The following is a 25,064-nucleotide window of genomic DNA, read 5'->3' on the forward strand; positions in this document are numbered from 1 at the left end:
CCACCTCTTTCAAGCCATCCTACCACGTTCACGTCGTCATGACGGGTTGTACCAGATCGGTGACGTAAGGGCGCGCTCCTGCAGCGTCATTGCGGTGCCGGGCAGAGGCTTTACGCCGAAGCGGTATGCGTCGTAGGCAGTCCATCGGGGTGTGGGGATTTCGATCACCCGGCCGTAATAGAACGCCCGCTGCGTCGGATCGAATTCCGGGTCCTTCCAAACAGCCATAAGTTCGGGATCACCAATCGTATTTGTCCACGTGGCGGTCGATAAATCCACCGTATTGCCGACAGGAGGCAATTTCCCATCTCCAGCAGGTTTCCGGTCATCGGACCAGACGACGTCGTATACCTTTTCTTGCGCATTGCCGTCCTTGTCCAACCATCCCTTGACGATCTGGTAGCGATCTAGGTTTGCTCCGATCGGGTCCTTGAGGGCGGCAACCAGGAATGTCGGCACCTTGCCGGTCGGTGCCGCGGTGAGATCACCGCCCATCGGCACGCCCTTTGTATAGCCGATCTCTGCCGGCATACGGTTCTGCGCGTCCTTTGCCTCGAAATCCCATCCTCCGAAGAAGCGAACCACCATACGCGGGCCAGTCGTCGCATAGGTTTCCTTGCGCTGCATAGCATCCCACACAGCGGCCCGGGTGTTTTCTGTGGCCCACACGGCCGCGTAGCCCGCCGCAGACACCTCCCAGTCCATGATCTTGACGCCGGTCTGTTTGTTGTCGACGAAAGTCGCCGTCATGCGATGTGGACTAGGCTCTTGCGGCGTCGTCTTGCCGAAAAAGTTGTCTTCCTCCATTGCGGCGAGCCCGGTATGGGCGTCGCTGCTGCTGATCAGCCCGAACTTGTAGGGATTGGTGCCGAGCTGCTGTTCGAGCTTCATCCCGTTCTTGTAAGCGGAACGCGCGTACTCGAATTCGAGCATCTCGTTCGTCTTGGCCACACTACCGTCCAGATTGCCCTTGTCCCAGATTTCGAAGTCCGCGAACTCGTCGTTCGGCGACAGGAAGGGGTGTGCCTCACCTGATCCCTTGGTTTGCGCCACTTCGTAGAGTCGTTCCCACTTGGCGCGGGTCTGGAGATAATCCACGTCGATCTTCTTGCCGAACTGCTCGACGATGGGAAACATCAGGCCATTGCTGAGATTGCCGTTATGCGCGATTGCCAGCACCCGACCTCCCGTCTTCTGCTCGTAGCCCGCCATCCATTTCCAAAGATCGGCAGGATTGTCGCTGCCAAATGGCTGATACACAGTGAACGGCTCGACCTGGCTTGCCTTGTCAGCATTGTCACGGAAAATAACATTGCGATGCAGGTTGTTGCCGTTGGTATTCGAGGTCCATTCATAACCGATGAAGGCCGTGAAGCGGTTCGGCTCGTTGAATTCTTCTGCGGCAGCGACCGTGTCCTGCCAGGCGCTTCGATAGGAGTCGGTTCCCGGAAAATACATGAGGTCTTTCGGGAACTTGCCGTGGGAGAACGCGACAATAATTTCGATCGCGGCGTCCGCGCCCTTGCCCGATTGCAACATGTCGTACCATTTGCGCCCCGTCGGATCGGCGAGCAAGTTTGGTTTGCCGGCAAACAGATCGGGGAAGAATCCCATGTTGTCGGAGTGGTCCGCGACCACCAGGAAGTCCAGAGGACGCGAAAGCTTCGCAGGCTGTCCCGAGGAAGCTGTGATCTGTTCGCCCCTGGCAAACCGATATGCGTCCCGGGGACCTATCCTCGCGCCGAAGGCTCCGGCATCCATCGAAAATGAGGTGTGAAGGTGCGTGTCCCCAAAGAAGGGGCGCGTTGGAAAATTTCTGTCGGCGTAAGGCGAATAAGGCCGCTGTTTCGGGAAAAGCTGCGCGGCTTTTTCTTTGTCGCGATCCCCGATATCAGTGTGTTCGGCCTCCTGCGACCAGACTGGGTGACACAAGCCGACTGCCAAGACGCCGGCTACAACTGCAGCGGCCCCGGTTACGGATTTAAGATTAGCGGTCATTGCGAATACCCTCCATTGAAATCAACAGCTGCGTATTCTGTTGCACCTGCGGCCCGATGGCTGAGGGTGTATTGCCGAGCCCTGAGCGAAGCTATTCGAAACAGAAATGTATATGTAAGTCTGTTTGCGTGGCCATCCCGGCGGGATTGATCCCCGAGGTTAGCTGAACACTACTTTAGCAATATGTAAAGTACATCACGGAAACATTGTGGAAACAATCTCAAGGCGGTGCGCCTCGATAACCACTTCGGGCTTACGGCTTCAATTGAAATCAGGAAGTAAAGCCACCAAGACATTACGATCCAACCAGAACGCTCGGCATGCACCGCGCATTGCCGAGCGTTTCTGCGCCATCGCTGCAAGTGCTGTAGACTTGATCCAAGTCAAATCGGCCTGCGCCGCACCCGGCTATATCTACTGCATGTCGCCCAAAAATGTGCAGCGGTTTTGGGATAACAACATGCATTAAAACAAAGACTAAATCGCGTCGCATGAATCCGATTGAACGCGACGCGCTTTAGCCCACCATCAACGAACGGACATCCAAATTGACGCAGGCCTGCCTTGCCGATTGCCGGCGAGACGCGAAAGTCAGTATAGTGATTTCAGAAATTTCTGAAATCACAGACGCAACGGAAACGACCATGAACCTTCCGCCTCTCGTCCAGTCCTTCGTTCTCCACTTCGGCGAAATGGGGTCCCGCTGGGGAATCAACCGCACGGTCGGCCAGATCTATGCCCTGCTCTTCGTCTCGCCCGCGCCGGTCTGCGCCGAAGAGATCGCCGAGTCGCTCGGCATCTCGCGCTCCAATGTTTCGATGAGCCTGCGCGAACTGCAGGCCTGGAACCTTGTCATCCTGAAACACAAGCCGGACGACCGTCGCGATTTCTTCACCACGCCTGATGATGTCTGGCAGATATTGAGGACGCTTGCCGAGGAGCGAAAGAAGCGCGAAGTCGATCCGACGCTGTCGGTTCTGCGAGAGATCCTGATGCAGCGGCCGGCCAGCGACGCCGAGCGGCATGCGCAGCAACGGATGAGCGAGATGCACACGCTGATCGAGCAACTGACGCATTGGTATGAAGACGTAAAACAACTTGAAACAGAAAGGCTCGCAACGCTACTCTCGCTGGGCGCGAAAGTGACCAAGCTTCTGGAGGCCAAGGACCGGGTCGTTTCGCTCGGCCGCAGCCGCCGGCCAAATCCTGCGAACAAGAGTTAGCGCCATGGGCACTGCTTTCTTCGACGCGAAGGACGGACGGGGCGCCGAGCCGGTGCCGGACGGCGATACAGTCTCGCCTGTCACCCGCCCCGATAATGTCAAAGGCGGGCTGCGCAGGGCGGCAATGCTGCAGGCGCTGGCCGCCGCCGTCTGGATCCCGCAGGCGGCATTGCTCGCCGTCTCGGTCGGCCGCATCGCCGATGGCGGCGGATTGCATGACGTTCTCTGGCCAGCCCTCGGCATCCTCTCCCTCGGATTTGCAAGAAGCTGTCTCGACGCGGCCGGCGGTCGCCTAGCTTTTCAAGCCGCCCGCGCCGAACTCAGCCGCAGGCGCCAGATCGCCGTCGCGGCACTTTCCGTGTCGTCGCCGGTCGATCGCGGCCGGCCTGCCTCGGGCAAAGCCGCAAGTGTCATTGGCGAGCAGGCCGAACTGATCGTGCCTTATCTCGCCCGTTTCCAGCCGGCACGGATGAAGGCGAGCCTCGTGCCGCTTGTCATCCTTGCCTTCATCCTTCCGGTCTCCTGGATCGCTGTGCTGGTTCTGCTGTTCGCCGCGCCGCTGATCCCGATCTTCATGTCGCTGATTGGCTGGCGCGCCCAGGCGGCCAGCGAAAGGCAACTCGTCGCGACCGGCAGCCTCAACGGCTTCCTGCTCGATCGGCTACGCGGACTGGCGACCATCCGTGCGCTCGACGCAGTCGATGCAACCGCGCTACGGCTGCGTCGGGAGGCGGAGTCGCTGCGTACGCGCACCATGGCGGTGCTGAAGATCGCCTTTCTCTCCTCGGCGGTGCTCGAGCTTTTCGCCGCACTCGGCGTGGCGATGATTGCCGTCTATGTCGGTTTCAGCCTGCTCGGCGAAATTCGCTTCGGCACTTGGGTGGGCCGGCTCGACCTGACCGAGGGACTGTTCATCCTGCTGCTCGCGCCGGCCTTCTTCGAGCCCCTGCGCGAACTCTCCGCTGTCTGGCACGATCGGGCGGCCGGCGAGGCGGCGCTGAAGGCCCTGGACGCCCTCGCTGCCGGCCGCCTGTCCATTCGAGGTGCAGCCGACGTCGCGCCGGCGGTATCTGCCGTCGCCGAGGCGCCGGCCATTCGTCTTGAGAATGTCGATTTTCGCTACGACGCCGGCGAACCGTTGATCCTTGACGGTTTCAACCTCGATATCACCGCCGGCGAACATCTGGCGCTTCTCGGCGCCAGCGGTTCCGGCAAGTCGACGCTTCTTTCGCTGATTTCAGGACTAGTGCCCTGCACCGGTGGATGCATCATCATCGGCGGCGTCGAACTTGTGGATGACAGCGCCCATGCCTTGCGGGCCAGCATGGCATGGATCGGCCAGCGACCGCATATTTTTGCCGGCACCATCGCCGGCAATGTCGCACTCGGCAGGCCTGGTATCCTGCGCGACGACGTGACGGATGCGCTCGACGCCGCCAGGCTCGGAAAAGTTGCCGCCGCCTATGGCAACCGGCCGCTCGGCGAAGGCGGGATCGGGCTTTCCGGCGGCGAGGCGCTGCGGCTTGCGATTGCGCGGGCGGCCTGCAATCCGCATCTCCGGATTATCCTGGCCGACGAGCCGACCGCACATCTCGACGCTACTACCGCCGCCGAGGTGGCCGAGAGCCTGCTTTTGCTCGCCAGGGGCCGCACCCTTATTGTTGCGACTCACGATCCGTTGCTTGCCGCCCGCATGCATCGCGCCATGCGCGTCGATGCCGACATCGTTATGAGGGAGGCCGCCGAATGAGCGGATCTGCTGCAGACCTCAAGCCGATTCTGCATCTGTTCCTTGCCGAGCGCCGGCGTGCGCTGCTGCTCGGCGCAGCACTTTCGGCGGCGACGGTGACGGCTGGCATCGCCCTGCTCGGACTGTCCGGCTGGTTCATCACCGCCACCTCGCTCGCCGGCTTTTCAGCCGCTGCCGTCATCACCTTCGACGTCTTTGCGCCCTCAGCCGGCATCCGCCTGCTTGCCATTGTCCGTACGGCCGCGCGCTACGGCGAAAGGCTTGCGACCCACGATGCAACGCTCGGTGTGCTCGCCGCCCTGCGCGAAAGGCTGTTTCGTGGCTTTGCCGAGCCGGGTGCGGCTCGCGCGCTGTTGCATCGTCCCGCACGGCTGCTTTTCCGGCTGACGGCCGATATCGATGCGCTCGATTCCCTCTACCTGCGCATTCTCGTGCCGGCTGCGGTCGCGATCGCTGCAGCCCTGGCGGCAAGCGTGGTGCTGGGGCTGATGCATCCCCTGTTCGGCCTGTGCTTCGGCCTTTTTCTCGCCGGTGCCGGCCTCGGCCTGCCGCTGATCGCTGGCCGGGCGGCGCGCAAACATGCCCGCAGACGCGCCCATGGCATCGAGGCGCTACGGTCGCGAACGATCGATCTCATTGCCGGCCAGACCGATCTGCTGATGGCCGGCCGGGTTGCCGCGCAAAGGGAGGCGATTGCCGCAGCCGATCGTTACGCCGGCCGCGCCGACGACCGGTTGAACCGCGTCGAGACCCGCCTGACATTCGGCTTCGGCCTTGTCTCCACCGTGCTGCTGACAGCAGCGCTGCTTGCCGTCGCGGTCCTTGCGGAAACGAAGGTGATTACCGCTCCTGTCGCGGCACTCGGCCTGCTCGTCGCGTTTGCGGCAGTCGAACCCTTTGCGGCGCTGCGCCGTGGCGCACTGGAGCTCGGCAGGACGCTGCTTGCGGCACGGCGCATCGCGCCGCGGCTTGCCGTCGCGGCGGCACCCGAACCATTGCCGGCGCCGTTGCCGGGATGCGCTTTTTCGCTGGTGAAGGTGTCAGCCTTCCATGAAAACTCCGCCGTGCCGGCGCTCGAGGATATCGAACTTGCGCTTCAACGGGGCGAACGCCTCGCCGTCATCGGCAGCAGCGGTGCCGGTAAGTCGAGCCTGCTTGCTCTCCTTTCGGGTGAATTGCCGGCAAGGACGGGAGATGTTGCCGCGATGACGGCGACGCTGCTCACGCAACGGACGGAACTTTTTGAGGACAGCCTGCGCGGCAACCTGCTCCTTGCGAACACGGATGCGAGCGAGGCCCGGCTTCGTGAAGCGCTTGCCACCGCCGGCCTGCTTGCCGATATCGAGGCCATGCCGCAGGGGATCGATACCCGGCTCGGCGAAGGCGGGCTCGGTCTTTCTGGTGGCCAGTCGCGCCGGCTGGCGCTTGCCCGGATTTTCCTGCGCGACACGCCGTTCTGGCTGCTCGACGAGCCGACGGAGGGCCTCGATGGAGTCGCCGCCCGAGACGTGCTCAGCCGTCTGTCGGCCATGGCGACGGACCGCTCGTTGGTGATCGCCACGCATATCCGCCGGGAGGCATCAATCGCCGACCGCATCGCCGTCATTGAAGGCGGCCGCATCATAGAAGTTTCGGGCCGTGGAGAGGCGGCGTTCGAAAAGGCGCTCGACCGGCTTCGGCCGGACTAGAGCTAGACTGCATACCCTCACGCGCCGGCCGGTGCTGAGGAACGCCTTGTACCCCGTGGGACCGTGGGAGAAAAACAATGGAACTAGATATCGTCGCGTTATCGCGCTTCCAATTCGCGCTGACGGCGCTTTACCACTTCCTGTTCGTGCCCTTGACGCTCGGCCTGTCCGTGCTGCTGGCGATCATGGAAACCGTCTATGTCATGACCGGCCGCCAGATCTGGCGGCAGATGACCAAATTCTGGGGCGGGCTGTTCGGCATCAATTTCGTGCTCGGCGTCGCCACCGGCATCGTCATGGAATTCCAGTTCGGCATGAACTGGAGCTATTACAGTTATTATGTCGGCGACATCTTCGGTGCGCCGCTGGCGATCGAAGGCCTGATGGCCTTCTTTCTCGAGGCGACCTTCGTCGGGCTGTTCTTCTTCGGCTGGGACAAGCTGTCAAAGGTCGGCCATCTGGTCGCCACCTGGGCGGTGGCGCTGGGCTCGAACTTTTCTGCCCTCTGGATCCTGATTGCCAATGGCTGGATGCAGAACCCTGTGGGATCGGCGCTCAATCCGCAGACGATGCGCATGGAGATCACAAGCTTCTTCGACGTGGTCTTCAACCCCGTTGCCCAGGCGAAATTCGTCCACACCGTGTCGGCGGGCTATGTCTGCGCCTCGATCTTCGTGCTCGGTGTTTCTGCCTGGTATATCCTCAAGGGTCGACATATCGAGCTTGCCAAGCGTTCGATGACGGTCGCCGCCTCCTTCGGTCTCGCTTCGGCTCTATCAGTCGTCGTGCTTGGCGACGAGAGCGGCTATCTCGCCACCGAGAACCAGAAGATGAAGCTCGCCGCGATCGAGGGTATGTGGAAGACGGAACCGGCGCCGGCAGCCTTCACCGCCTTCGGCTTCCCCGACCAGGAGGCGCGCGAGACGCATTTTGCCGTGCACATTCCCTGGGTCATGGGCCTGATCGGCACGCGCTCGCTGACCACCGAAATCCCCGGCATCGACAAGCTCGAACAGCAGGCCGAAACCCGGATCCGCGACGGCATCAAGGCTTACGACGCGCTGATGCAGATCCGTTCGGCACCGGCACAGGGTCAGGTTGCGCAGGAAGTGCGTACTTCCTTCGAGGATCTCGGCCATGATCTGGGCTACGCTCTTCTGCTGAAGCGCTACGTCGACGATCCGCGCCAGGCGACCGACGAGCAGATCGTTCAGGCTGCGCGTGATACGATCCCGCACGTGCCGACGCTCTTCTGGTCTTTCCGCATCATGGTGGGCCTCGGCATCTTCTTCATCCTGCTGACCGCCACCTTCTTCTGGCTGTCGGCGCGCCGCCATCTCGACAAATATCCGCTGCTTCTCAGGATTGCCGTGCTGGCGATCCCCCTGCCTTGGGTCGCCATCGAGCTCGGCTGGGTCGTCGCCGAGTTCGGCCGCCAGCCCTGGGTGATCGAAGGCGTGCTGCCGACGGCAGCAGCCGTCTCCAGCCTCGGCGCCGGCACCGTGCTTCTGACCATCATCGGTTTTGGCGCACTTTATACCGTGTTGATCGTCATCGAGATGGGCCTGATGATCAAGGCGATCAAGCAAGGACCGGAGCCGGATGACGAGCCGGAAGCGATTCTGATTTCCGAAACCCTCGTCCCGGCCGCGGAGTGACCTGCCATGATCCTTCACGAACTCATCGACTATGAAACCCTGCGTCTCATCTGGTGGCTGCTGCTCGGCATCCTGCTGATCGCTTTTGCGACGACCGGCGGCTTCGATCTCGGCGTCGGCACGCTTCTGCCTTTCGTTGCCCGGACCGATGCGGAACGGCGCGTGGCGATCAACACCATCGGCGCCACCTGGGAGGGCAACCAGGTCTGGCTGATCCTCGGCGGCGGCGCCATCTTCGCCGCCTGGCCGCCGCTTTATGCGGTCTCCTTCTCGGGCTTCTATCTGGCGATGTTCGCGATCCTCTTCGCGCTCATCCTGCGCCCAGTCGGCTTCAAATATCGTTCGAAGCGGGAAAGCGCCACCTGGCGGAGCGGCTGGGACTGGGCGCTCTTCGTCGGCGGTTTCGTGCCGTCGCTGATCTTCGGCGTGGCCGTCGGCAATGTGCTGCAGGGCGTACCCTTCCGCTTTGCCGACGATATGCGGATCTTCTACGAGGGCTCGTTCTTTGCCCTGCTCAACCCCTATGCGCTGCTCTGTGGCTTGCTTTCCCTATCGATGCTGACGATGCATGGTGCGGCTTGGCTGGTGTTGAAGTCGAGTGGCCCGGTCGCCGAGCGCGCCAGAAGCTATGGCAGCATCGCCGCCCTTGCCGTGATCGTGCTTTTCGCACTCGGTGGCCTCTTCCTGTGGATCGGCGTCGGTGGTTATCGCATCACCAGCGATATCAGCCCGATCGGCCCCTCCAATCCGCTGCTGAAGACCGTGGCGCTGGAGAAAGGCGCATGGCTGACCAACTACACCACCCATTCGTGGATGATCATCGCGCCGGTCCTCGGCTTCGTCGGCGCGGCACTGGCCTTCATTGCCGTGCGGGCAAGGAGCGAGGTCATGACGCTGCTCTTCAGCAAGGTGGCGATCTTCGGTATCATTTCGACGGTCGGCCTGTCGATGTTCCCGTTCATCCTGCCCTCCTCGCTCGATCCGCGATCGAGCCTGACGGTCTGGGATGCATCCTCCAGCCACATGACGCTGTTCATCATGCTAGTCGTGACGGCGATCTTCCTGCCGATCATCTTCGCCTACACAGCCTGGGTCTACAAGGTTCTGTGGGGCAAGGTCGATGAGAAGTCCATCACCGACAAGAACAGTCACGCTTACTGAGGGAGACGAAACGATGTGGTATTTTGCATGGATCCTCGGCCTGCCGCTGGCCGCAGCCTTCGCCGTCCTCAACGCCATGTGGTATGAGCTGATGGACGACGCAGCCAGGAAAAAAGCTTCCGAGCCACTTAAGTAGAAAAGCAAAGGGCGCGGTTCAAACCGCGCCCTCTCTATTGCTTCAGCCTTCCAGCCACTTCACCTGCTCGGGCGTCAGCTTGATGTCGAGCGCCGAGAGGCTGTCTTCCAATTCGGCGACGGTGCGCGGCCCGATCAGCGGAATGACCGGGAAAGGCTGGGCGATCACATAGGCAAGTGCGATGTGGATCGGATTGCGGCCGAGCTTGTTGGCAAGCTCGATGGCGCGGTCCCTGCGTCCGAAATTACGCTCGGAATACCAGACCCGGACGATCTCCTCATCGTCCCGTTTGTCGCGGCCGGCGCGGTCGGTAAAGAAGCCGCGGCCCTGGCTCGACCAGGCAAAGTTCGGGATCTGCTTCTCGTTCAGCCATTTCTTCCAGTCGTCGTCGGAAGCAGCAACGCAGCCGGCCCAGATCGGATCGAGCATCTCGGCAAGCGAGAAGTTGTTGGAAAGTGCTGCCAGCGCCGTCTTGCCGGTCTTTTCGGCATAGGCGATCGCCTCGTCGAAGCGCGCCCGCGTCCAGTTCGAGCCACCGAATATGCCGCGGATGCGTCCGCGCTTGACCTCGGCATCCATGGCATCGACGAATTCACCGACGGGCACGTCGGTATTGTCGCGATGCATGAAATAGATGTCGACATAGTCGGTCTTCAGCCTCGAAAGCGACTGGTCGAGCTGCTTTGCGATCATATCAGGATAGCAGAGCGGCGAATGCGCGCCCTTGCCGATCAGCACGATCTCCTCGCGCGGCACCTTGCGGCTCGTGTGCCAGTCGCCGAAGATCGCTTCCGTCTTGCCGCCGCCATACACATAGGCCGTGTCGAAGGCATTGCCGCCAGCCTCATAAAAGGCGTCGAGCGTCAGCGAGGCGGCGGCGAAGTTCGGGAAGAACTCGAAGCCGAGCGTCACGACCGAAGCCGGCTTGGAAATGCCGGGAATTTGACGCTGCGGAACGCTGTTGCCGCGCGCGATCGCGCCGCCGGCAATGTTTGTCGTACGTTTGCTGGCTTTTTCCACGCCGTATTCGAGGCCGACCGAGGCACGCCACTGGTCGAGTACACGCAGGTTTCCGATCGAATCCGCCCAGCTCATGCCGGGAGAGCTGAATTCGGTCTTGCCGGCGCGGATGGCATCGCCGGCCGCATCCGCCTCGAAGGAATAGAGCCAGCGGTCTTCCCTGAGTTCGACGGTTTCTCGGCTGCTGCCCTTGAAGATCTCGATCTTGCCGACGCCGCCCTTGTGGCCGGAGGCAAACCAGAAGTCCTGGACCTCGATCCGGCCTTCCGAGCCGATGATGCGCAGCACATTGTCCTGCTGCGCCATGATCGAGCAGGAGACTTCGGCGATGATCTCGTTCGGGAACTTGAGGACGGCCGATGCCCATTCATCGACACCGCTCTCTCCGAGATGGGCGACGCCCGAGACCTTCTCCGGTTCGAGGAAGGCCTTGCCCTCAGCGGCGCCTGATATCAGTCTGGCCATCGAGACCGGATAACCGCCGACATCGAGAATGCCGCCACCGGCGGTGTCGTTGGCGAAAAGCCGGTGTTCGGGCTTATAGCTGCCCATGTTGAAGCCGAAGCTCGAGCGGATGATGCGAACGGTGCCGATGACGCCGGTTTTGACGAGTTCGACCAGCTTCTCCGTCTGCGGATGCACGCGGTACATGAAGGCTTCCCCGGCGAAGACGCCGGCTTTTTTCGCCTCGTAATAAACCGCTTCGGCATCGTAGGCCGAGAGTGCGATCGGTTTTTCCACCAGGATGTGCTTGCCGGCGCGTGCCGCTTTGATCGCCCATTCGGCGTGGCCGGTGTGAGGGACGGCGATATAGATCGCATCGATCTCCTTGTCGGAGAGCAACGCCTCGTAACCATCGACGATGCGGGCGCCGGGGAAACCTTCGGCAAGACCCGGCTTTGCAGGATTGCGGGTGGCGATCGCCACCAGTCTGCCGGTGCGCGAATGAGCGACGCCATCGGCAAAGGTGCGGGCGATGGTGCCGGGGCCGATGATGCCCCAGCGGATCGGTTGATCTGAAGTCATGGAAAATCCTCTTTCGTCTTTGTGTCCTGGGATTTTAGTTCAGCGAAGCCGCTTGCCGGCGCCGTCGAAAAGGAATGAGCGGTTGGCGGGAAGGCCGACTGTCAGCGTGTCGCGATTGCCGACGACGCGCGATTCCGGCCGCTCGATGATCAGTTGCTCGGGGCCGATGGTGGCGTAGATGTAACTGGTATTGCCGAGGTGTTCGGCGACGTCGATGGTGACGGTGAGGTCGGCATCGCCCGTGCCCGCATCGACGAAATGTTCGGGACGGATGCCGAGCGTCACTTTTGCGCCGGCTTCGATGGTATCGGCGACCGGCAGCGTCAGGCGGGTATTGGCGTCGCTTTCCAGCGCGATCACCGCCCTGCCCGGCTGCGTCTCAACCACCACGGCCTTAAGGAAATTCATCTTCGGCGAGCCGACGAAGCCGGCGACGAACTGATTGGCGGGATCATCGTATAGGTCGAGCGGCGCGCCGATCTGCTCGATATTGCCGGCGCGCAGCACGACGATCCTGTCGGCGAGCGTCATCGCTTCCGTCTGGTCGTGGGTGACGTAGATCATCGTCGTACCGAGCTTCTTGTGCAGTCTTGATATCTCGACGCGCATCTGTACGCGCAGTTCGGCGTCGAGGTTCGACAAAGGTTCGTCGAACAGGAAGACCTGTGGTTCGCGGACGATGGCGCGGCCGATCGCGACGCGCTGGCGCTGACCGCCGGAAAGCTGCTTCGGCCGACGCTTCATCAACTCGGTGATCTGCAGTATCTCTGCGACATGGCGCACGCGCCGCTCGGTGTCGCCCTTCGGATTGCCATTCATGCGCAGGCCGAAGCTCAAATTTTCCTCGACGGTCAGGTGCGGATAGAGCGCGTAGGACTGGAAGACCATGGCGATGCCGCGATCGGCGGGCTCGACGTCGTTGACGACCCTGCCGCCGATCTGAAGCTCGCCTGACGTAATGTCCTCGAGGCCGGCGATCATCCTGAGCAGCGTGGACTTGCCGCAGCCGGACGGGCCGACGAAGACGACGAATTCGCCGTCCTTCACCTCCAGATTGGCGCCGTGGATGATCTCAAAGCCGCCGAAGCGCTTGACGATGTTGCTGAGTGAAAGCTCTGCCATGCAGCCTCCCGATTATTTGCCCGATTATTTGATTGCGCCGGCCGCGATGCCGGCGATGAAATGGCGTTGAAGAGCCACGAAGATGACGAGGATCGGCGCCGTCAGGAGCACCGCGCCAGCCATGATGCCGCCCCAGGAGACCTTGGTGAGGCCGATCAGCGTTCCGAGCGCCACAGGCGCCGTCATCATTCCCGGTTTGGAATTGATCAGCAGCGGCCAGAGGTAGTTGTTCCAGGAGGCGAGGAAGAGGATGATCGCCAGTGCGGCCATGGTCGGGCGCGCCAGCGGCAGGGCGATGCGCAGGAAGATCTGCCATTCCTTGACGCCCTCGACGCGGGCGGCATCGAAAAGCTCGCCCGGCATCATCGAGAAGGACTGCCGCATGAACAGAACGCCGAGCGAATTGAACAACGGTGGCACGATCAGTGCCACCCAGGTGTTTGCCAGCTTGAATTCTCGGGCCACCATGATGAATTGCGGGATGACGACCACCGAAAACGGCAGCGTGATGGTGCCGAGGATGATGGCGATGACGATGGAGCGGCCGACGAAACGGTAACGCGCCAGGGCCCAGCCCGCCATCGAAGTCAGCAGGACCGACAGGACCGTATAGATGAGCGCGACGCCGATGGAGATCACCATCGCACCGATGAAATCGGTATCGGCCTGCAGGTTCTTGAAATTCTCGACGAAATTCGTCGATGGCCAGAGCACGATGTCAGGGCTGAAGATGCCGTTGTCGGGCATGGTCGAGAAGACGAACATCATCCAGAGCGGAAACAGCCAGATTATTGCAAGCGGCGCCAGTGCGGCATGCAACGCGATCTGGCGCAGCAGAAGGGATTGCGATCTGGATTTCATTTCGGATCCCTCCCGACCCAGAGATTGAGAAGCGAGATCGCCACGGCAAGGGCAGCCATCGTATAGGCGATCGCCGAGGCATAGCCGAAGTTCAGCGAGGTGAAGCCCTGGCGATAAAGCAGCAGGCCGAGCGTCTCGGTGCCGCCGCCGGGACCGCCACGATTGGTGATCAGGAAGGGCTCGGTGAACAGCTGCATGGTGCCGATCACCGAAAGAACCACGCAAAAGAGGATGATCGGTTTCAGAAGCGGCAGGGTGATATGAAAGAATTGTTGGATCTTGCTCACCCGGTCGAGTGTCGCTGCCTCGTAGACATCGTCGGGAATCGACTGCAGACCGGCGAGGATGATGATCGCGTTGTAGCCCGCCCAGCGCCATGTGACGGCAAGGATGATCAGCGCCATGGCGGCATTGGCGTTGTCGAACCAGGAGACCGGGCTGAGACCGACGGCCGAGATCAGCTTGTTGATGATGCCGAAATCGAGGCTGAACATGAGCCGGAAGACGGCAGCATAGGCGACCTCGCCGACGACGACAGGCGCAAAGAAGGCGAAGCGGAAGAGCGGCCGCGCTTTTAGCAGCGGCGAATTGAGCATTACGGCCATGACCGTCGCAAGCGCAATCATCACAGGCACCTGGATCACCAGGATGATCAGCGTATTGTAGAGAGCGTTGTAGAAAGCCGGGTCATAGAAGAGCCGGCCCCAATTGGCCTGGAAACTGAATTTCCACGGATTGATTCGCGTGTTCTGAAACGAAATCAGGAACGAATTGATGATCGGCCAGACCCAGAAGGTGGCAAAGACCAGCAGATAGGGGGCGAGGAACGCATAGGCGCTCCGGGTTCTGAACGGCATCAAGCCTCCTCCTCACGAACGAATGACCGGCCGCTTTGCAACCGGGGGAAAGCCGGGCGCCTGAAGCGCCCGGCATCGTCATTCATTGCGCGATCGGAAGGCCGGTCGCCGAAGCGATCTGGTTGGCGGCATCGTCGAGAGCCGCCTTCGCATCGGGATAGCCGCCAGCGAAGAACTTCGTCTGCGTCGCCTTGAAGATGGCTTCCGCATCGCTCTGGAAGGCGGTGCCGCGGCTCGGTACGATCTTCGGCAGTGTCGCCAGAATATCCGCCCAGACCTTCTGGCCGCCCCAATAGGGCTGCGGCTCATTGACGAAGGGATCCTTCTCAGCCGAAAGCAGCGACGGGACCAGACCGAATTCCTTCAGCATGGTGATCTGGCCCTCATCCGTGCCGAGGGCGTAGTTGACGAATTTCCAGGCGGCTTCCTTATTCGCGGATGTCGCCGAAATGGCGAGCGACGAACCGCCGAGATTGGCCGCATGCGGGCCATCGGCCGTCAGGCTCGGCATTTTGTAGACGCCCCACTTGCCCTTGAGATCGGGAGAGGTCGAGCGCACGGTGCCCTCATACCAGCCGCCATAAAGCTGGCTTGCGGCCTTGCCGGCGGTATTGGCCTGGATCTTTTCGTCCCAGTTGGCCGACGTCAGCGTCCCGGCATCCTTCATCTCCTTCACCTTTTGCAGTGAGGCGACGCAGGCCGGCTGGTTGATGGTGATATTCTGGCCGTCGGTCGAGTAGTAGCCGCAGCCCTGTTCGTTGGCGAGCATGCGAAACCATTCGCTGTCGCCGTTGAAGTCGGCCTGCGCCATGACGACACCGGGATTGGCGGCGGAAATCTTTTTGCCGGCAGCGATGAAATCGTCCCAGGTGCTGATCGTGCTCGGATCGACGCCGGCCTTTTCGTAGAGATCGCGGCGGTAGAAGACGGCGACAGGACCGGAATCCCACGGCATGGCATAGGCGACATCGCCGACTTCAAGCTCGGTGCGCTTGAAATCAGGGAATTTCGCCTGGATATCGGCTGTGTAGCCGAGCTCCTTCAGATTGGCGAAGCAATCCGGGAAACGGCTCCAGAAGATTTCAGCCTCGAAATTCTCGATGCTGACGATGTCGGGCAAACCGTCGCCGCCGGCGGCGCAGGCAGCCAGCGTCTTATCGAAGACCTGGCTGTTGCCGAGGTCCTCGACGGTGATCTTGATATCGGGAAACTGTTTGTTGAAGCCTGGAAGCGTGGACTTCAATGCCGACGCGGCGACATTCCAGCTCCAGATGGTGAGATTGGCCGACTGCGCGTATGCGGAGCCGGAAGCAAGCACTGCGACAGCTGCGGTCGCAGCGAGAAGTTTGAAGCGCATTGAAAATCCTCCCTTTTCAATTGCCGATCTTTCACGAACGCGGTTAGACTATCTGTAAGGGAGCGGGTGTCTCCTAAAAAGGGAACATGAATTTGGCGGAAAGTAAGGTCGGGACACGTGCAATCTATCAGCCCGGCGCGAGCAGCATCGAGGGTTTGCCGACAGCGCTGCAGATGTTCCATGCCCATCCGCCTGTTATGGCCATGCCGCACTGGCACGCGCAGGTCGAGGTCAACTACGTGATGCGCGGCACCGTGCACTACCGGATGAGCGATCACGAATTCCGGCTGAACGCCGGCGAAATGTGCCTCTTCTGGGGTGGTCAGCCGCATCAGATGGACGAATCCTCAGACGATTCGCTCTATGCCGGAGCCCATCTGCCGCTCGTCTATTTCTTCCGGCTGCGCCTGCCGATCAGCGTTTCCAGCCGGCTGATGAAGGGTGAGACGCTGCTGACCTCGGCAACGGATGCCGCCGACAACGAAAACTTCACCCGCTGGTTCCGCTATGCCAATTCAGGCGATGCCGCCAAGGCCCAGCATGCTGTCGACGAGCTGCTGCTGCGCATCGAGCGGATCGCGCTCGAACCTTATTCGATGACGTCGCAGGCCGTCATCAGTCTCGAAGGCGATCACCCGCACCCGCATTCTTCGCGCAGCGTCGCGCGCATGTGTGATTTCATCGCCGCCAACTTCCTGCACGACATCGATTCGGTCGATATCGCCCGCGCCGCCGACCTGCATCCGAAATATGCGATGAACCTGTTCAAGCGATCGACCGGCATGACGCTCAGCAAATACGTGACACTGCTGCGGCTGTCGCGCGCCCAGGCGATGCTGATGAGCGAGGGCGCCAACGTGCTGCAGGTGGCGATGGACAGCGGCTTCGGCTCGATCAGCGCCTTCAACAAATCCTTCCGCCACATCGCTGGCATGTCGCCGTCGGACTTCCGCCGCGATATCCGGCTGGTGACGACGATCCCGGCCGGCGCATTTCGAAACTAGCTCGGGGCCAGCCGCACTTCGGCGTTCTATGCATCTGCCTGCGATAGTTCTCGCTGGGCAAAAAAGAGCCAGCGCCTAAGGCGGCGGCAGAATGCGCACAGTTTTTGTGCAAGTGCATGCACTATTGCATTTGTTAGGGAATTGATGCCATCGCACTCTCAATAAAATCAATGCTTTATAATTTGGCACACAGTTTGCTTCGATAGTTGCAGAGTTGGTGGCTAGGGTTCCGGCGTCGCAAGGCGTGGCTGGTCCGAGAGCTGCCACCGGCAGGGGAGACATCCCGCCGGGTGCACGGCGGGACAAAAGCCCGGGAGACCTCGTAAGCCAAGGGATTGGCGGCACGATGGTCATTGCCGATCCCTTTTGAAGAAAAGCAAAAGGGGAATTTCAATGCAGACTTTTTCGAAAATTCTATCGATCACCGCGCTGACGGCGTCCCTGGCGCTGGGACTGGGCTCCATCGCCAGGGCCGAACAGAAGACCGATTTCAAGGTCGCCTGGTCGATCTATGTCGGCTGGATGCCCTGGGGTTATGCCGCTGATCACGGCATCGTCAAGAAATGGGCCGACAAATACGGCATCAAGATCGAGGTCACCCAGTTCAACGACTACGTCGAATCGATGAACCAGTATACCGCAGGCGCCTTCGACGCCGTGACGCTGACCAATATGGACGGTCTGTCGATCCCGGCTGCCGGCGGCGTCGATACCACGGCCGTGATTGTTGGCGACTTTTCGAACGGCAATGATGCCGTAATCCTCAAGGACAAGGCGAGCCTGGCCGACATCAAGGGACAGAACGTCAATCTCGTCGAATTTTCCGTCTCGCACTACCTGCTCGCCCGCGCGCTCGAAAGCATCAAGCTGACCGAGCGCGACGTGAAAGTGGTCAACACCTCCGACGCCGATATGGTCGCCGCCTACAAGACGGCTGACGTGACTGCGGTCGTAACCTGGAACCCGCTGGTCTCGACCATTCTCGAGGATCCCACGGCCAAGAAGGTCTTCGACAGCTCGCAAGTGCCGGGCGAAATCATCGACCTGATGGTCGCCAATTCAGGCGTGCTGAAGGACAATCCGAATTTCGGCAAGGCGCTCGCCGGCATCTGGTATGAAACCGCAGCATTGCTGACTGCCGACAGTGCCGACGGCAAGGCTGCACGCGAGGCGATGGGGCAGGCATCGGGCACCGATCTCAAGGGCTTCGAATCCCAGCTTGCCGCCACCAAGCTGTTTGCCAAGCCGGCCGATGCCGTTGCCTTCACTTCGTCGGGCAGCCTGCCGAAAACAATGGATCTCGTGCGCAACTTCCTGTTCGAAAAAGGCCTGCTCGGCAATGGCGCGCCATCGGCCGACGTCATCGGCATCGAAATGCCTGATGGCAAGATCCTCGGCGACAGCGGCAACGTCAAGCTGCGCTTCACCGAGACGTACATGAAGGCCGCCGCCGACGGTTCGCTCTGAGCCATGTCAAAGCAGCGGTGCGGCGTTGACCGCACCGCCCACCCTTCATCAGCGGAGCTTTCCCTATGCGCTGGATCAACACGAGGCCGAGCCGGGGCGCGCAGCTTGCCTTGACGCTGCTGCCCTTCGTGCTGCTGATTGTTGCCTATACCTTCGGCTCGGCAGCACGGCTGGCGGAAAACGCCAACGACAAGCTGCTGCCCGGACTTGCCGGTTTTGCCGATGCGATCGACCGCCTCGCCTTCATCGCCGATCCGCGCACCGGCCAATACCTGCTCTGGTCCGATACGGGGGCGAGCCTGATCCGCCTGCTTGCCGGCCTCGGCATCTCCACAGTCACGGCGCTCGTCATCGGCATGCTGATTGGCATGCTGCCGTATCTCCGAGCCCTGCTCTCGCCCTTCGTCGCCGTTATCTCGATGGTGCCGCCGCTGGCGCTGCTGCCGATCCTCTTCATTGCCATGGGTCTCGGCGAAGCTTCCAAGATCGCGCTCATCGTCATCGGCGTCGCGCCGACGATGATCCGTGATCTTGCGCTGAAGGCGCTGGAGCTGCCGCGCGAACAGATCGTCAAGGCTGAAACGCTCGGTGGTTCCTCCTGGCAGATCGGCCTTCGTGTCGTGCTGCCGCAGATCCTGCCGCGGCTGATCACCTGCCTCAGGCTTCAGCTTGGCCCCGCCTGGCTGTTCCTGATCGCTGCCGAGGCGATTTCGTCGGATTCCGGTCTCGGCTACCGCATCTTCCTCGTCCGCCGCTATCTCTCGATGGACATCATCTTTCCCTATGTCGTCTGGATCACGCTGCTCGCCGTGGTCATGAATTATATCCTCGATCGCATCCGCATCGCCGTCTTCCCCTGGTCTGAGCTGGAGAAGCAGGCATGAGCGAACTGGTGATCGAAAAGGTCTGGAAAGAGTATGGCGACCAGATCGTGCTTGAGGACGTGTCGCTGACCGTCGCTTCGCGCGCCTTCGTCGCCCTTGTCGGCCCGTCCGGCTGCGGCAAGTCGACGTTCCTGCGCATGCTGCTCGGCCAGGAGCGGCCGACGCGAGGGACCATCCTGCTCGACGGCGAAACCCTGCCGCAGGAGCCGGGGCCGGATCGCGGCGTCGTCTTCCAGCGCTACTCCGTCTTCCCGCATCTGACCGTGCTCGGAAACGTGCTGCTCGGGCGGGAACTCTCGGCGTCCCGCTATAAAGCCAAGCTTTTCGGCGCAGCCCGTCGCAACGCCATTGACGAAGCCCGGCGACTGATTGCCGAGGTCGGCCTTTCCGGCGCCGAGGACAAATATCCAGCCCAACTATCAGGCGGCATGCAGCAGCGCCTGGCGCTGGCGCAGGCGCTGATCATGAAACCGAAGGTGCTGCTGCTCGATGAGCCCTTCGGCGCGCTCGACCCCGGCATCCGTGCCGAAATCCACACATTGATGAAGCGGCTCTGGCACGAAACGCAGATGACCGTGGTCATGGTGACGCACGACATGCGCGAGGCCTTCACGCTGGCGACGCGGGTCGTCGCCTTCGAGCGCAAGCGTGACCGCCCGGAGGAAAAGGAGCGCTACGGCGCGACGATCACCAAGGATATTTCGATCTGGCCGCCGAGGCTCGCCGGCGCGCCCTCCATCTTCAGCCCCGACCGGGACGGCCCGGTCATTTCTCTGGGCCTTCGCCGGGACGACCCTGCTTCCAGTCCGTCAGGAGAAAAACCATGATGCATGTCAGACGTTCGTCCGAGGAGATCGCTGCCAACCGGCAGCGTTACGAGGAACATCAGAAAAAGGGGCTGGAATTTGCGCCGAAGGTCTTGCCGGCCCCGAGCCCCCTTCCCGCCTCCGCAATCGATGCGGCTGCAATCATCCATCAGGAAACTATCCCCGGCGGCTGGCACTGGTCGAGCGCGCTGAAGCGCGGCGAGGCTCTCCGCATTGATCAGGGCGAAGGCGGATCGACCGTGGCGCTCGTCGCCTGGAACGCCGCTGACACGAGCGAACGGCTCAATCTCGTCGATACGGTCAAGGTGCAGTGGACGACCGCCCTCGGCAAGGGCCGCGTTATCTTCTCAGACATGGGCCGGGTGATGTTTTCGCTGATCGAGGATAGCTCCGGCGCCCACGACTGCCTGATGGGCGGCTCGACGGCAGCTTCGAACGCTGCCAAATATCCCGGCGTCAAGACCCGCAACACCCGCGACAATCTCGTGCTCGTCGCCGGCAAGCTTGGTCTCACCAGGCGCGATATTCCCGCAATTCTCAATCTCTTCGCTTCCGTCCGCGTCGACGATGACGGTGGCTTCCACTGGCGCGGCAAACTCTCCAACAGCGGCGACTATGCCGAACTGCGCGCCGAAATGGACATGATCGTCGGCTTCTCCAATTGCCCGCATCCGCTCGATCCCGATCCTGTTTATGCGCCGAAGCCGGTGATCGTCACGCGCTTTCGCGCCCCCGCCCCCGCGTTCGACGACCTCTCGCGCACGGCGACCGCCGAAGCCCTTCGCGGCTTCGAAAACAACGCCTCGATGCTGGCCTGAGGGAGGATGACGATGACCGATTTCATCAAGACTTCAGCTTCGCGCAGCCTGGAAAATGCCGTGCAGGACCATTTCATCCCGGCCGAAGCGCCGTGGTCCGGCATCGTACGCAAGGGTCAGACCATCCGCATCGAGGACAGCTACGGCCAACAGGCAATCGATACGCTGTTTTATCGCGCCGATGATTTTGCCGAGCGTTATTCCAACCAGGATACGATGCGGGCGCAAGGTGGCGCCTATATCGGCACCGGCACGAAGATCATCTCGAACGAGGGCAACGTCATGCTTGTCATGACGGCCGACAGCTGCGGCCGCCACGATACATCCGCCGGCGCCTGCTCCTGCGAGAGCAACACGGTGCGCTTTGGCCACGGCACCAAATACCTGCATGCCTGCCGCGACAATTTCGTGCTCGAGGTGACAAAGCACGGCATGGGCAAGCGCGACATCGTGCCGAACATCAATTTCTTCATGAACGTGCCGATCAAGCCGAACGGCGAGATGACCATCGTCGACGGCATTTCCGCGCCTGGCGACTATGTCGAGCTGGTGGCGGAGATGGACGTGCTCTGCGTCATCTCCAATTGTCCGCAGATCAACAATCCCTGCAACGGTTTCGATCCGACGCCGATCCGGGTGCTGATCTGGGATGGCGAGGACTGATCGATGTTCACCAAGGTTCTTATCGCCAATCGCGGCGAAATCGCCGTCCGCGTCATCCGCACATTGAAGAGGATGGGCATCGCCTCAGTTGCCGTCTATTCCGATGCCGACCGGTTCTCGAAGCCGGCGCTGACCGCTGATGAGGCCGTCCGCCTCGGCCCGGCACCTGCTTCCGAAAGTTATCTTGACGTCGATGCCGTCATTGCTGCCTGCAAGGCGACGGGCGCTGATGCCGTGCATCCAGGCTACGGCTTCCTCTCGGAGAATATCGGTTTTGCCGAGCGGCTCGCCGCCGACGGCATCGCCTTCATCGGCCCGCGGCCGGAACATCTGTCAGCCTTCGGCCTGAAGCACACGGCGCGCGAACTGGCAAAGGCGAGCGGCGTGCCGCTGCTGCCCGGAACCGATCTCTTGCAGAGTATCGACGAGGCGCTTTCGGCTGCCGAGACCGTCGGTTATCCCGTCATGCTGAAAAGCACAGCGGGCGGCGGCGGCATCGGCATGCAGCTCTGCGCCGATGCCGCCGGCCTCAAGGCTTCCTTCGAAAGCGTGCAGCGGACCGCGCGCGCCAGCTTCGGGGATGCGCGCGTCTACATCGAGCGATTCGTTGCCGAAGCGCGCCATGTCGAGGTGCAGATCTTCGGCGACGGCAAGGGCCGCGTGATCGCGCTCGGCGAACGCGACTGCTCGCTGCAGCGGCGGAACCAGAAGGTCGTGGAGGAGACGCCTGCGCCTGGCCTTTCCGCGGAGATACGGGCGCGGCTGCACAAGGCGGCGGTCGATTTGGGAAGCTCGGTCTCCTATGAATCGGCTGGCACCGTCGAATTCATCTATGATCCCCAGCGCGAGGAATTCTATTTCCTTGAGGTCAATACCCGCCTTCAGGTCGAGCATCCTGTCACGGAAGCCGTCTTCGGCATCGACCTCGTCGAATGGATGATCCGGCAGGCGGCCGGCGAGGACGTGCTCTCGGGTGCTAAGGCCCTGACGCCGAAGGGTGCGGCGATCGAGATGCGTATCTATGCCGAGATGCCGCATGCCGATTTCCGACCGAGCGCCGGCCTTTTGACCGAGGTCATTTTTCCGGAAAGTGCCCGTGTCGACGGCTGGATCGAGACGGGAACCGAGGTCACGCCCTTCTATGACCCGATGCTTGCCAAGCTGATCGTGGCGGCGGAAGACCGGCCGGCGGCGATCGAGAAGCTGAAGGCAGCACTCGCCGAAACGTCGATATCAGGCATCGAGACCAATCTCGCTTATCTGAGGACGATCGCCGCTTCCGAATTGCTTGCCAGCGCCAAGGTTAAGACGACGGCGCTACGCGACTTCGCCTTCGTTCCGGATGTCGTCGAGGTTCTCGCGCCCGGCGCGCAGTCAAGTATCCAGGAACTGCCAGGCCGGCTCGGCCTCTGGCATGTCGGTGTACCGCCGAGCGGGCCGATGGACGAGCGCTCCTTCCGCCATGCCAACCGGCTGGTTGGCAATGCCGATGTGACGGCTGCGCTGGAGTTGACCGTTTCCGGTCCGACATTGCGGTTTTATGCCGACCAGACGATCGCGCTTGCCGGCGCGCGGATGCCTATGACATGCGACGGCGCAAGATTGCCGCATGACACGCCGGTATTGATCCGGGCCGGCCAGGTTCTGTCGATCGGTACGATCGAAGGGCCGGGACAACGCGCCTATCTCGCCGTCGCCGGTGGTTTTGCCGCACCCGTTGTACTCGGCTCGCGCGCGACCTTCGGCCTTGGCCAATTCGGCGGCAACGCCACCGGCACCCTGAAGACAGGGCATGTGCTGCATTTTGCCCGGCAGGTGCCGGCCGAACCGGCGAGACCAGCCACGGAGCCGGCCGTCTTGACGCGCGAATGGGATGTCGGCGTCGTCTATGGCCCGCACGGGGCGCCCGATTTCTTTCAGCACAGCGATATCGAGACGCTGTTCTCGACGGCCTACGAGGTGCATTTCAACAGCGCCCGCACCGGCGTTCGCCTCATCGGTCCCGCCCCGGTTTGGGCACGTAGCGACGGCGGTGAGGCGGGACTGCACCCCTCCAACCTGCACGATAATGCCTATGCGATCGGGGCGATCGATTTCACCGGCGATATGCCGATCATTCTCGGCCCCGACGGTCCGAGCCTTGGCGGCTTCGTTTGCCCGGCGGTGATTACCCGCGATGAGCAGTGGAAGATGGGCCAGTTCAAGCCCGGCGACCGCATCCGTTTTCATGCAGTAGTACGGCCGGAAGACCCGATCGCTGGCCCGGCGGCGCGGCGGCCCTCGGAAGAAGCAGGTTCGCCGATCCTCGGCATCAGCGAGGATGGCCCGGTTTCTGTCGTCTATCGCCGCCAGGGCGACGACAATCTGCTCGTCGAATATGGGCCGATGACGCTCGATATCGCGCTGCGGCTACGGGTGCACCTGCTGATGCAGGCGGTCATCGAGGCCCACCTTCCCGGCGTCGTTGACCTCACCCCCGGCATCCGCTCGCTGCAGATCCATTATGACGGCACGCAGCTGACGCGTCGGCGTCTGCTGGGGCTGCTCTCCGAGATTGAGGCGACGCTTCCGGCAGCGCAGGAGGTCACGGTGCCGAGCCGCATCGTGCATCTGCCGCTTTCCTGGAACGATCCGGATGCGGAGCTTGCGATGCGCAAATATCAGGAACTCGTGCGCCCGAACGCACCCTGGTGCCCGTCGAATATCGAGTTCATCCGCCGTATCAACGGCCTTCCCGACGAACAGGCCGTCCGCGATATCGTCTTTGATGCCAGCTACCTGGTGCTCGGTCTCGGCGACGTCTATCTCGGTGCGCCGGTTGCGACCCCGACCGATCCGCGCCACCGCCTCGTGACGACGAAGTATAATCCCGCCCGCACCTGGACGCCGGAAAATGCCGTCGGCATCGGCGGCGCCTATATGTGCATTTACGGCATGGAAGGACCGGGCGGCTACCAGCTCTTCGGCCGCACCATCCAGGTCTGGAACACATGGCGGGAGACACCGGCCTTCGCCAGGGGCAAGCCCTGGCTGCTGAACTTCTTCGATCAGATCCGGTTCTTCCCTGTTAGCAATCAGGAATTGACGGAGGCGCGCGCCGCCTTCCCGCATGGCGGCTATCCGATTCGGATCGAGGAGACGGAATTCTCCTATGCTGCCTATGAGAAGGAATTGCAGGCGAATTCGGCGTCGATCGGCCGTTTCAAGGCAACCCAGCAGGCCGCCTTCGATACTGAGCGCCAACGCTGGAAGGAAGCCGGGCTCGACAGCTTCGTCACCGATGAAGGCACAGGCGAAAGTCCGGATGGGGATATTCCCGACGGCTGCTTCGGTGTTGCCAGCGCCGTACCCGGCAATATCTGGAAATTGCTGGTCGAGCCGGGTGCCTCGGTTGCGGCCGGCGATACACTCGCCATCATCGAATCGATGAAGATGGAAATCAACGTCACCGCCCATGCGGCAGGCCGCGTCCGCGACCTGCGCGCCGGGCCGGGAAGAAACGTCAAAGCCGGCGATATTATCGTCGTTCTGGAGGAATGCTGAC

Annotated in this window: 19 protein-coding genes and 1 riboswitch; of the genes, 13 read left to right on the forward strand and 6 right to left on the reverse strand. The window is 61.8% G+C overall.

From position 1 onward, the window contains the following. Nucleotides 1–36 precede the first annotated feature (36 nt). Nucleotides 37–1,998: a DUF3604 domain-containing protein gene (locus tag AC245Y_RS32655; RefSeq protein ID WP_026157698.1), complete on the reverse strand. Its 1,962-nt coding sequence runs from the start codon at nucleotides 1,996–1,998 to the stop codon at nucleotides 37–39. A 644-nt stretch (nucleotides 1,999–2,642) separates the two neighbouring features. Between AC245Y_RS32655 and AC245Y_RS32660 the strand changes: the two genes are divergently transcribed. The 6 genes from AC245Y_RS32660 to cydX all read left to right on the forward strand — a co-directional run bounded on the left by AC245Y_RS32660 (nucleotide 2,643) and on the right by cydX (nucleotide 9,614). Further along, complete coding sequence (locus tag AC245Y_RS32660; protein WP_026157699.1) at nucleotides 2,643–3,221, forward strand: GbsR/MarR family transcriptional regulator; 579 nt, start codon at nucleotides 2,643–2,645, stop codon at nucleotides 3,219–3,221. A 4-nt stretch (nucleotides 3,222–3,225) separates the two neighbouring features. Next, complete coding sequence (cydD, locus tag AC245Y_RS32665; RefSeq protein WP_017997222.1) at nucleotides 3,226–4,971, forward strand: thiol reductant ABC exporter subunit CydD; 1,746 nt, start codon at nucleotides 3,226–3,228, stop codon at nucleotides 4,969–4,971. Next, nucleotides 4,968–6,659, forward strand: a complete 1,692-nt coding sequence (locus AC245Y_RS32670) for an amino acid ABC transporter ATP-binding/permease protein (RefSeq protein WP_017997223.1) — start codon at nucleotides 4,968–4,970, stop codon at nucleotides 6,657–6,659. The genes cydD and AC245Y_RS32670 overlap by 4 nt, the downstream gene beginning before the upstream one ends. 77 nt (nucleotides 6,660–6,736) lie before the next feature. Further along, nucleotides 6,737–8,317 carry a cytochrome ubiquinol oxidase subunit I gene (locus tag AC245Y_RS32675; RefSeq protein WP_017997224.1) on the forward strand — a complete coding sequence of 527 codons (1,581 nt, stop codon included), beginning with the start codon at nucleotides 6,737–6,739 and terminating at the stop codon, nucleotides 8,315–8,317. Between the two features lie 6 nt (nucleotides 8,318–8,323). Continuing rightward, entirely contained in the window at nucleotides 8,324–9,478 is a 1,155-nt protein-coding gene (gene cydB / locus AC245Y_RS32680) for a cytochrome d ubiquinol oxidase subunit II (RefSeq protein WP_017997225.1), read from the forward strand. Between the two features lie 13 nt (nucleotides 9,479–9,491). Then, the gene (cydX, locus tag AC245Y_RS32685) at nucleotides 9,492–9,614 is read left to right on the forward strand and encodes a cytochrome bd-I oxidase subunit CydX (protein ID WP_012760018.1); all 123 of its coding nucleotides are present in this window, start codon (nucleotides 9,492–9,494) and stop codon (nucleotides 9,612–9,614) included. Nucleotides 9,615–9,656: 42 nt separating this feature from the next. On the opposite strand, the gene AC245Y_RS32690 is transcribed toward cydX, so the two are convergent. The 5 genes from AC245Y_RS32690 to AC245Y_RS32710 form a co-directional block, all read right to left on the reverse strand. Beyond that, nucleotides 9,657–11,660 (reverse strand): aldo/keto reductase, encoded by a 2,004-nt coding sequence (locus tag AC245Y_RS32690; protein ID WP_017997226.1) that lies wholly within the window; start codon nucleotides 11,658–11,660, stop codon nucleotides 9,657–9,659. 39 nt (nucleotides 11,661–11,699) lie between these two features. Next, nucleotides 11,700–12,782, reverse strand: coding sequence for an ABC transporter ATP-binding protein (locus AC245Y_RS32695; RefSeq protein ID WP_012760016.1), 1,083 nt, complete (start codon nucleotides 12,780–12,782; stop codon nucleotides 11,700–11,702). Nucleotides 12,783–12,806: 24 nt separating this feature from the next. Then, nucleotides 12,807–13,643, reverse strand: a complete 837-nt coding sequence (locus tag AC245Y_RS32700; RefSeq protein ID WP_012760015.1) for a carbohydrate ABC transporter permease — start codon at nucleotides 13,641–13,643, stop codon at nucleotides 12,807–12,809. Further along, nucleotides 13,640–14,500 carry a carbohydrate ABC transporter permease gene (locus tag AC245Y_RS32705; RefSeq protein ID WP_012760014.1) on the reverse strand — a complete coding sequence of 287 codons (861 nt, stop codon included), beginning with the start codon at nucleotides 14,498–14,500 and terminating at the stop codon, nucleotides 13,640–13,642. The genes AC245Y_RS32700 and AC245Y_RS32705 overlap by 4 nt, the downstream gene beginning before the upstream one ends. Before the next feature lie 82 nt (nucleotides 14,501–14,582). Then, complete coding sequence (locus AC245Y_RS32710) at nucleotides 14,583–15,857, reverse strand: extracellular solute-binding protein (RefSeq protein ID WP_017997227.1); 1,275 nt, start codon at nucleotides 15,855–15,857, stop codon at nucleotides 14,583–14,585. Nucleotides 15,858–15,943: 86 nt separating this feature from the next. Between AC245Y_RS32710 and AC245Y_RS32715 the strand changes: the two genes are divergently transcribed. From AC245Y_RS32715 to uca, 7 genes are all read left to right on the forward strand, one after another. Further along, nucleotides 15,944–16,861 carry a helix-turn-helix domain-containing protein gene (locus AC245Y_RS32715; protein ID WP_020487151.1) on the forward strand — a complete coding sequence of 306 codons (918 nt, stop codon included), beginning with the start codon at nucleotides 15,944–15,946 and terminating at the stop codon, nucleotides 16,859–16,861. A 210-nt stretch (nucleotides 16,862–17,071) separates the two neighbouring features. Then, a riboswitch (guanidine-I (ykkC/yxkD leader) is annotated at nucleotides 17,072–17,180 on the forward strand. A gap of 74 nt (nucleotides 17,181–17,254) precedes the next feature. Next, complete coding sequence (locus AC245Y_RS32720; RefSeq protein ID WP_017997229.1) at nucleotides 17,255–18,328, forward strand: putative urea ABC transporter substrate-binding protein; 1,074 nt, start codon at nucleotides 17,255–17,257, stop codon at nucleotides 18,326–18,328. Nucleotides 18,329–18,393: 65 nt separating this feature from the next. Beyond that, the gene (locus AC245Y_RS32725) at nucleotides 18,394–19,212 is read left to right on the forward strand and encodes an ABC transporter permease (RefSeq protein ID WP_017997230.1); all 819 of its coding nucleotides are present in this window, start codon (nucleotides 18,394–18,396) and stop codon (nucleotides 19,210–19,212) included. Then, entirely contained in the window at nucleotides 19,209–20,039 is an 831-nt protein-coding gene (locus AC245Y_RS32730; RefSeq protein WP_017997231.1) for an ABC transporter ATP-binding protein, read from the forward strand. The genes AC245Y_RS32725 and AC245Y_RS32730 overlap by 4 nt, the downstream gene beginning before the upstream one ends. Continuing rightward, the gene (locus AC245Y_RS32735) at nucleotides 20,036–20,857 is read left to right on the forward strand and encodes an urea amidolyase associated protein UAAP1 (protein ID WP_017997232.1); all 822 of its coding nucleotides are present in this window, start codon (nucleotides 20,036–20,038) and stop codon (nucleotides 20,855–20,857) included. The genes AC245Y_RS32730 and AC245Y_RS32735 overlap by 4 nt, the downstream gene beginning before the upstream one ends. A gap of 12 nt (nucleotides 20,858–20,869) precedes the next feature. Further along, the gene (locus AC245Y_RS32740; RefSeq protein ID WP_017997233.1) at nucleotides 20,870–21,520 is read left to right on the forward strand and encodes an urea amidolyase associated protein UAAP2; all 651 of its coding nucleotides are present in this window, start codon (nucleotides 20,870–20,872) and stop codon (nucleotides 21,518–21,520) included. A gap of 3 nt (nucleotides 21,521–21,523) precedes the next feature. Then, nucleotides 21,524–25,063: an urea carboxylase gene (gene uca, locus AC245Y_RS32745; protein WP_017997234.1), complete on the forward strand. Its 3,540-nt coding sequence runs from the start codon at nucleotides 21,524–21,526 to the stop codon at nucleotides 25,061–25,063. The last annotated feature ends 1 nt before the right edge of the window (nucleotide 25,064 follow it).

This window comes from Rhizobium sp. SRDI943 (genome assembly GCF_057653695.1).

Excerpts from the sequence above, each read along its gene's own strand:
- AC245Y_RS32655 (WP_026157698.1), bottom strand. The coding sequence starts at position 1,998 with ATGACCGCTAATCTTAAATCCGTAACCGGGGCCGCTGCAGTTGTAGCC.
- AC245Y_RS32660 (WP_026157699.1), top strand. The coding sequence starts at position 2,643 with ATGAACCTTCCGCCTCTCGTCCAGTCCTTCGTTCTCCACTTCGGCGAA.
- cydD (WP_017997222.1), top strand. The coding sequence starts at position 3,226 with ATGGGCACTGCTTTCTTCGACGCGAAGGACGGACGGGGCGCCGAGCCG.
- AC245Y_RS32670 (WP_017997223.1), top strand. The coding sequence starts at position 4,968 with ATGAGCGGATCTGCTGCAGACCTCAAGCCGATTCTGCATCTGTTCCTT.
- AC245Y_RS32675 (WP_017997224.1), top strand. The coding sequence starts at position 6,737 with ATGGAACTAGATATCGTCGCGTTATCGCGCTTCCAATTCGCGCTGACG.
- cydB (WP_017997225.1), top strand. The coding sequence starts at position 8,324 with ATGATCCTTCACGAACTCATCGACTATGAAACCCTGCGTCTCATCTGG.
- cydX (WP_012760018.1), top strand. The coding sequence starts at position 9,492 with ATGTGGTATTTTGCATGGATCCTCGGCCTGCCGCTGGCCGCAGCCTTC.
- AC245Y_RS32690 (WP_017997226.1), bottom strand. The coding sequence starts at position 11,660 with ATGACTTCAGATCAACCGATCCGCTGGGGCATCATCGGCCCCGGCACC.
- AC245Y_RS32695 (WP_012760016.1), bottom strand. The coding sequence starts at position 12,782 with ATGGCAGAGCTTTCACTCAGCAACATCGTCAAGCGCTTCGGCGGCTTT.
- AC245Y_RS32700 (WP_012760015.1), bottom strand. The coding sequence starts at position 13,643 with ATGAAATCCAGATCGCAATCCCTTCTGCTGCGCCAGATCGCGTTGCAT.
- AC245Y_RS32705 (WP_012760014.1), bottom strand. The coding sequence starts at position 14,500 with ATGCCGTTCAGAACCCGGAGCGCCTATGCGTTCCTCGCCCCCTATCTG.
- AC245Y_RS32710 (WP_017997227.1), bottom strand. The coding sequence starts at position 15,857 with ATGCGCTTCAAACTTCTCGCTGCGACCGCAGCTGTCGCAGTGCTTGCT.
- AC245Y_RS32715 (WP_020487151.1), top strand. The coding sequence starts at position 15,944 with ATGAATTTGGCGGAAAGTAAGGTCGGGACACGTGCAATCTATCAGCCC.
- AC245Y_RS32720 (WP_017997229.1), top strand. The coding sequence starts at position 17,255 with ATGCAGACTTTTTCGAAAATTCTATCGATCACCGCGCTGACGGCGTCC.
- AC245Y_RS32725 (WP_017997230.1), top strand. The coding sequence starts at position 18,394 with ATGCGCTGGATCAACACGAGGCCGAGCCGGGGCGCGCAGCTTGCCTTG.
- AC245Y_RS32730 (WP_017997231.1), top strand. The coding sequence starts at position 19,209 with ATGAGCGAACTGGTGATCGAAAAGGTCTGGAAAGAGTATGGCGACCAG.
- AC245Y_RS32735 (WP_017997232.1), top strand. The coding sequence starts at position 20,036 with ATGATGCATGTCAGACGTTCGTCCGAGGAGATCGCTGCCAACCGGCAG.
- AC245Y_RS32740 (WP_017997233.1), top strand. The coding sequence starts at position 20,870 with ATGACCGATTTCATCAAGACTTCAGCTTCGCGCAGCCTGGAAAATGCC.
- uca (WP_017997234.1), top strand. The coding sequence starts at position 21,524 with ATGTTCACCAAGGTTCTTATCGCCAATCGCGGCGAAATCGCCGTCCGC.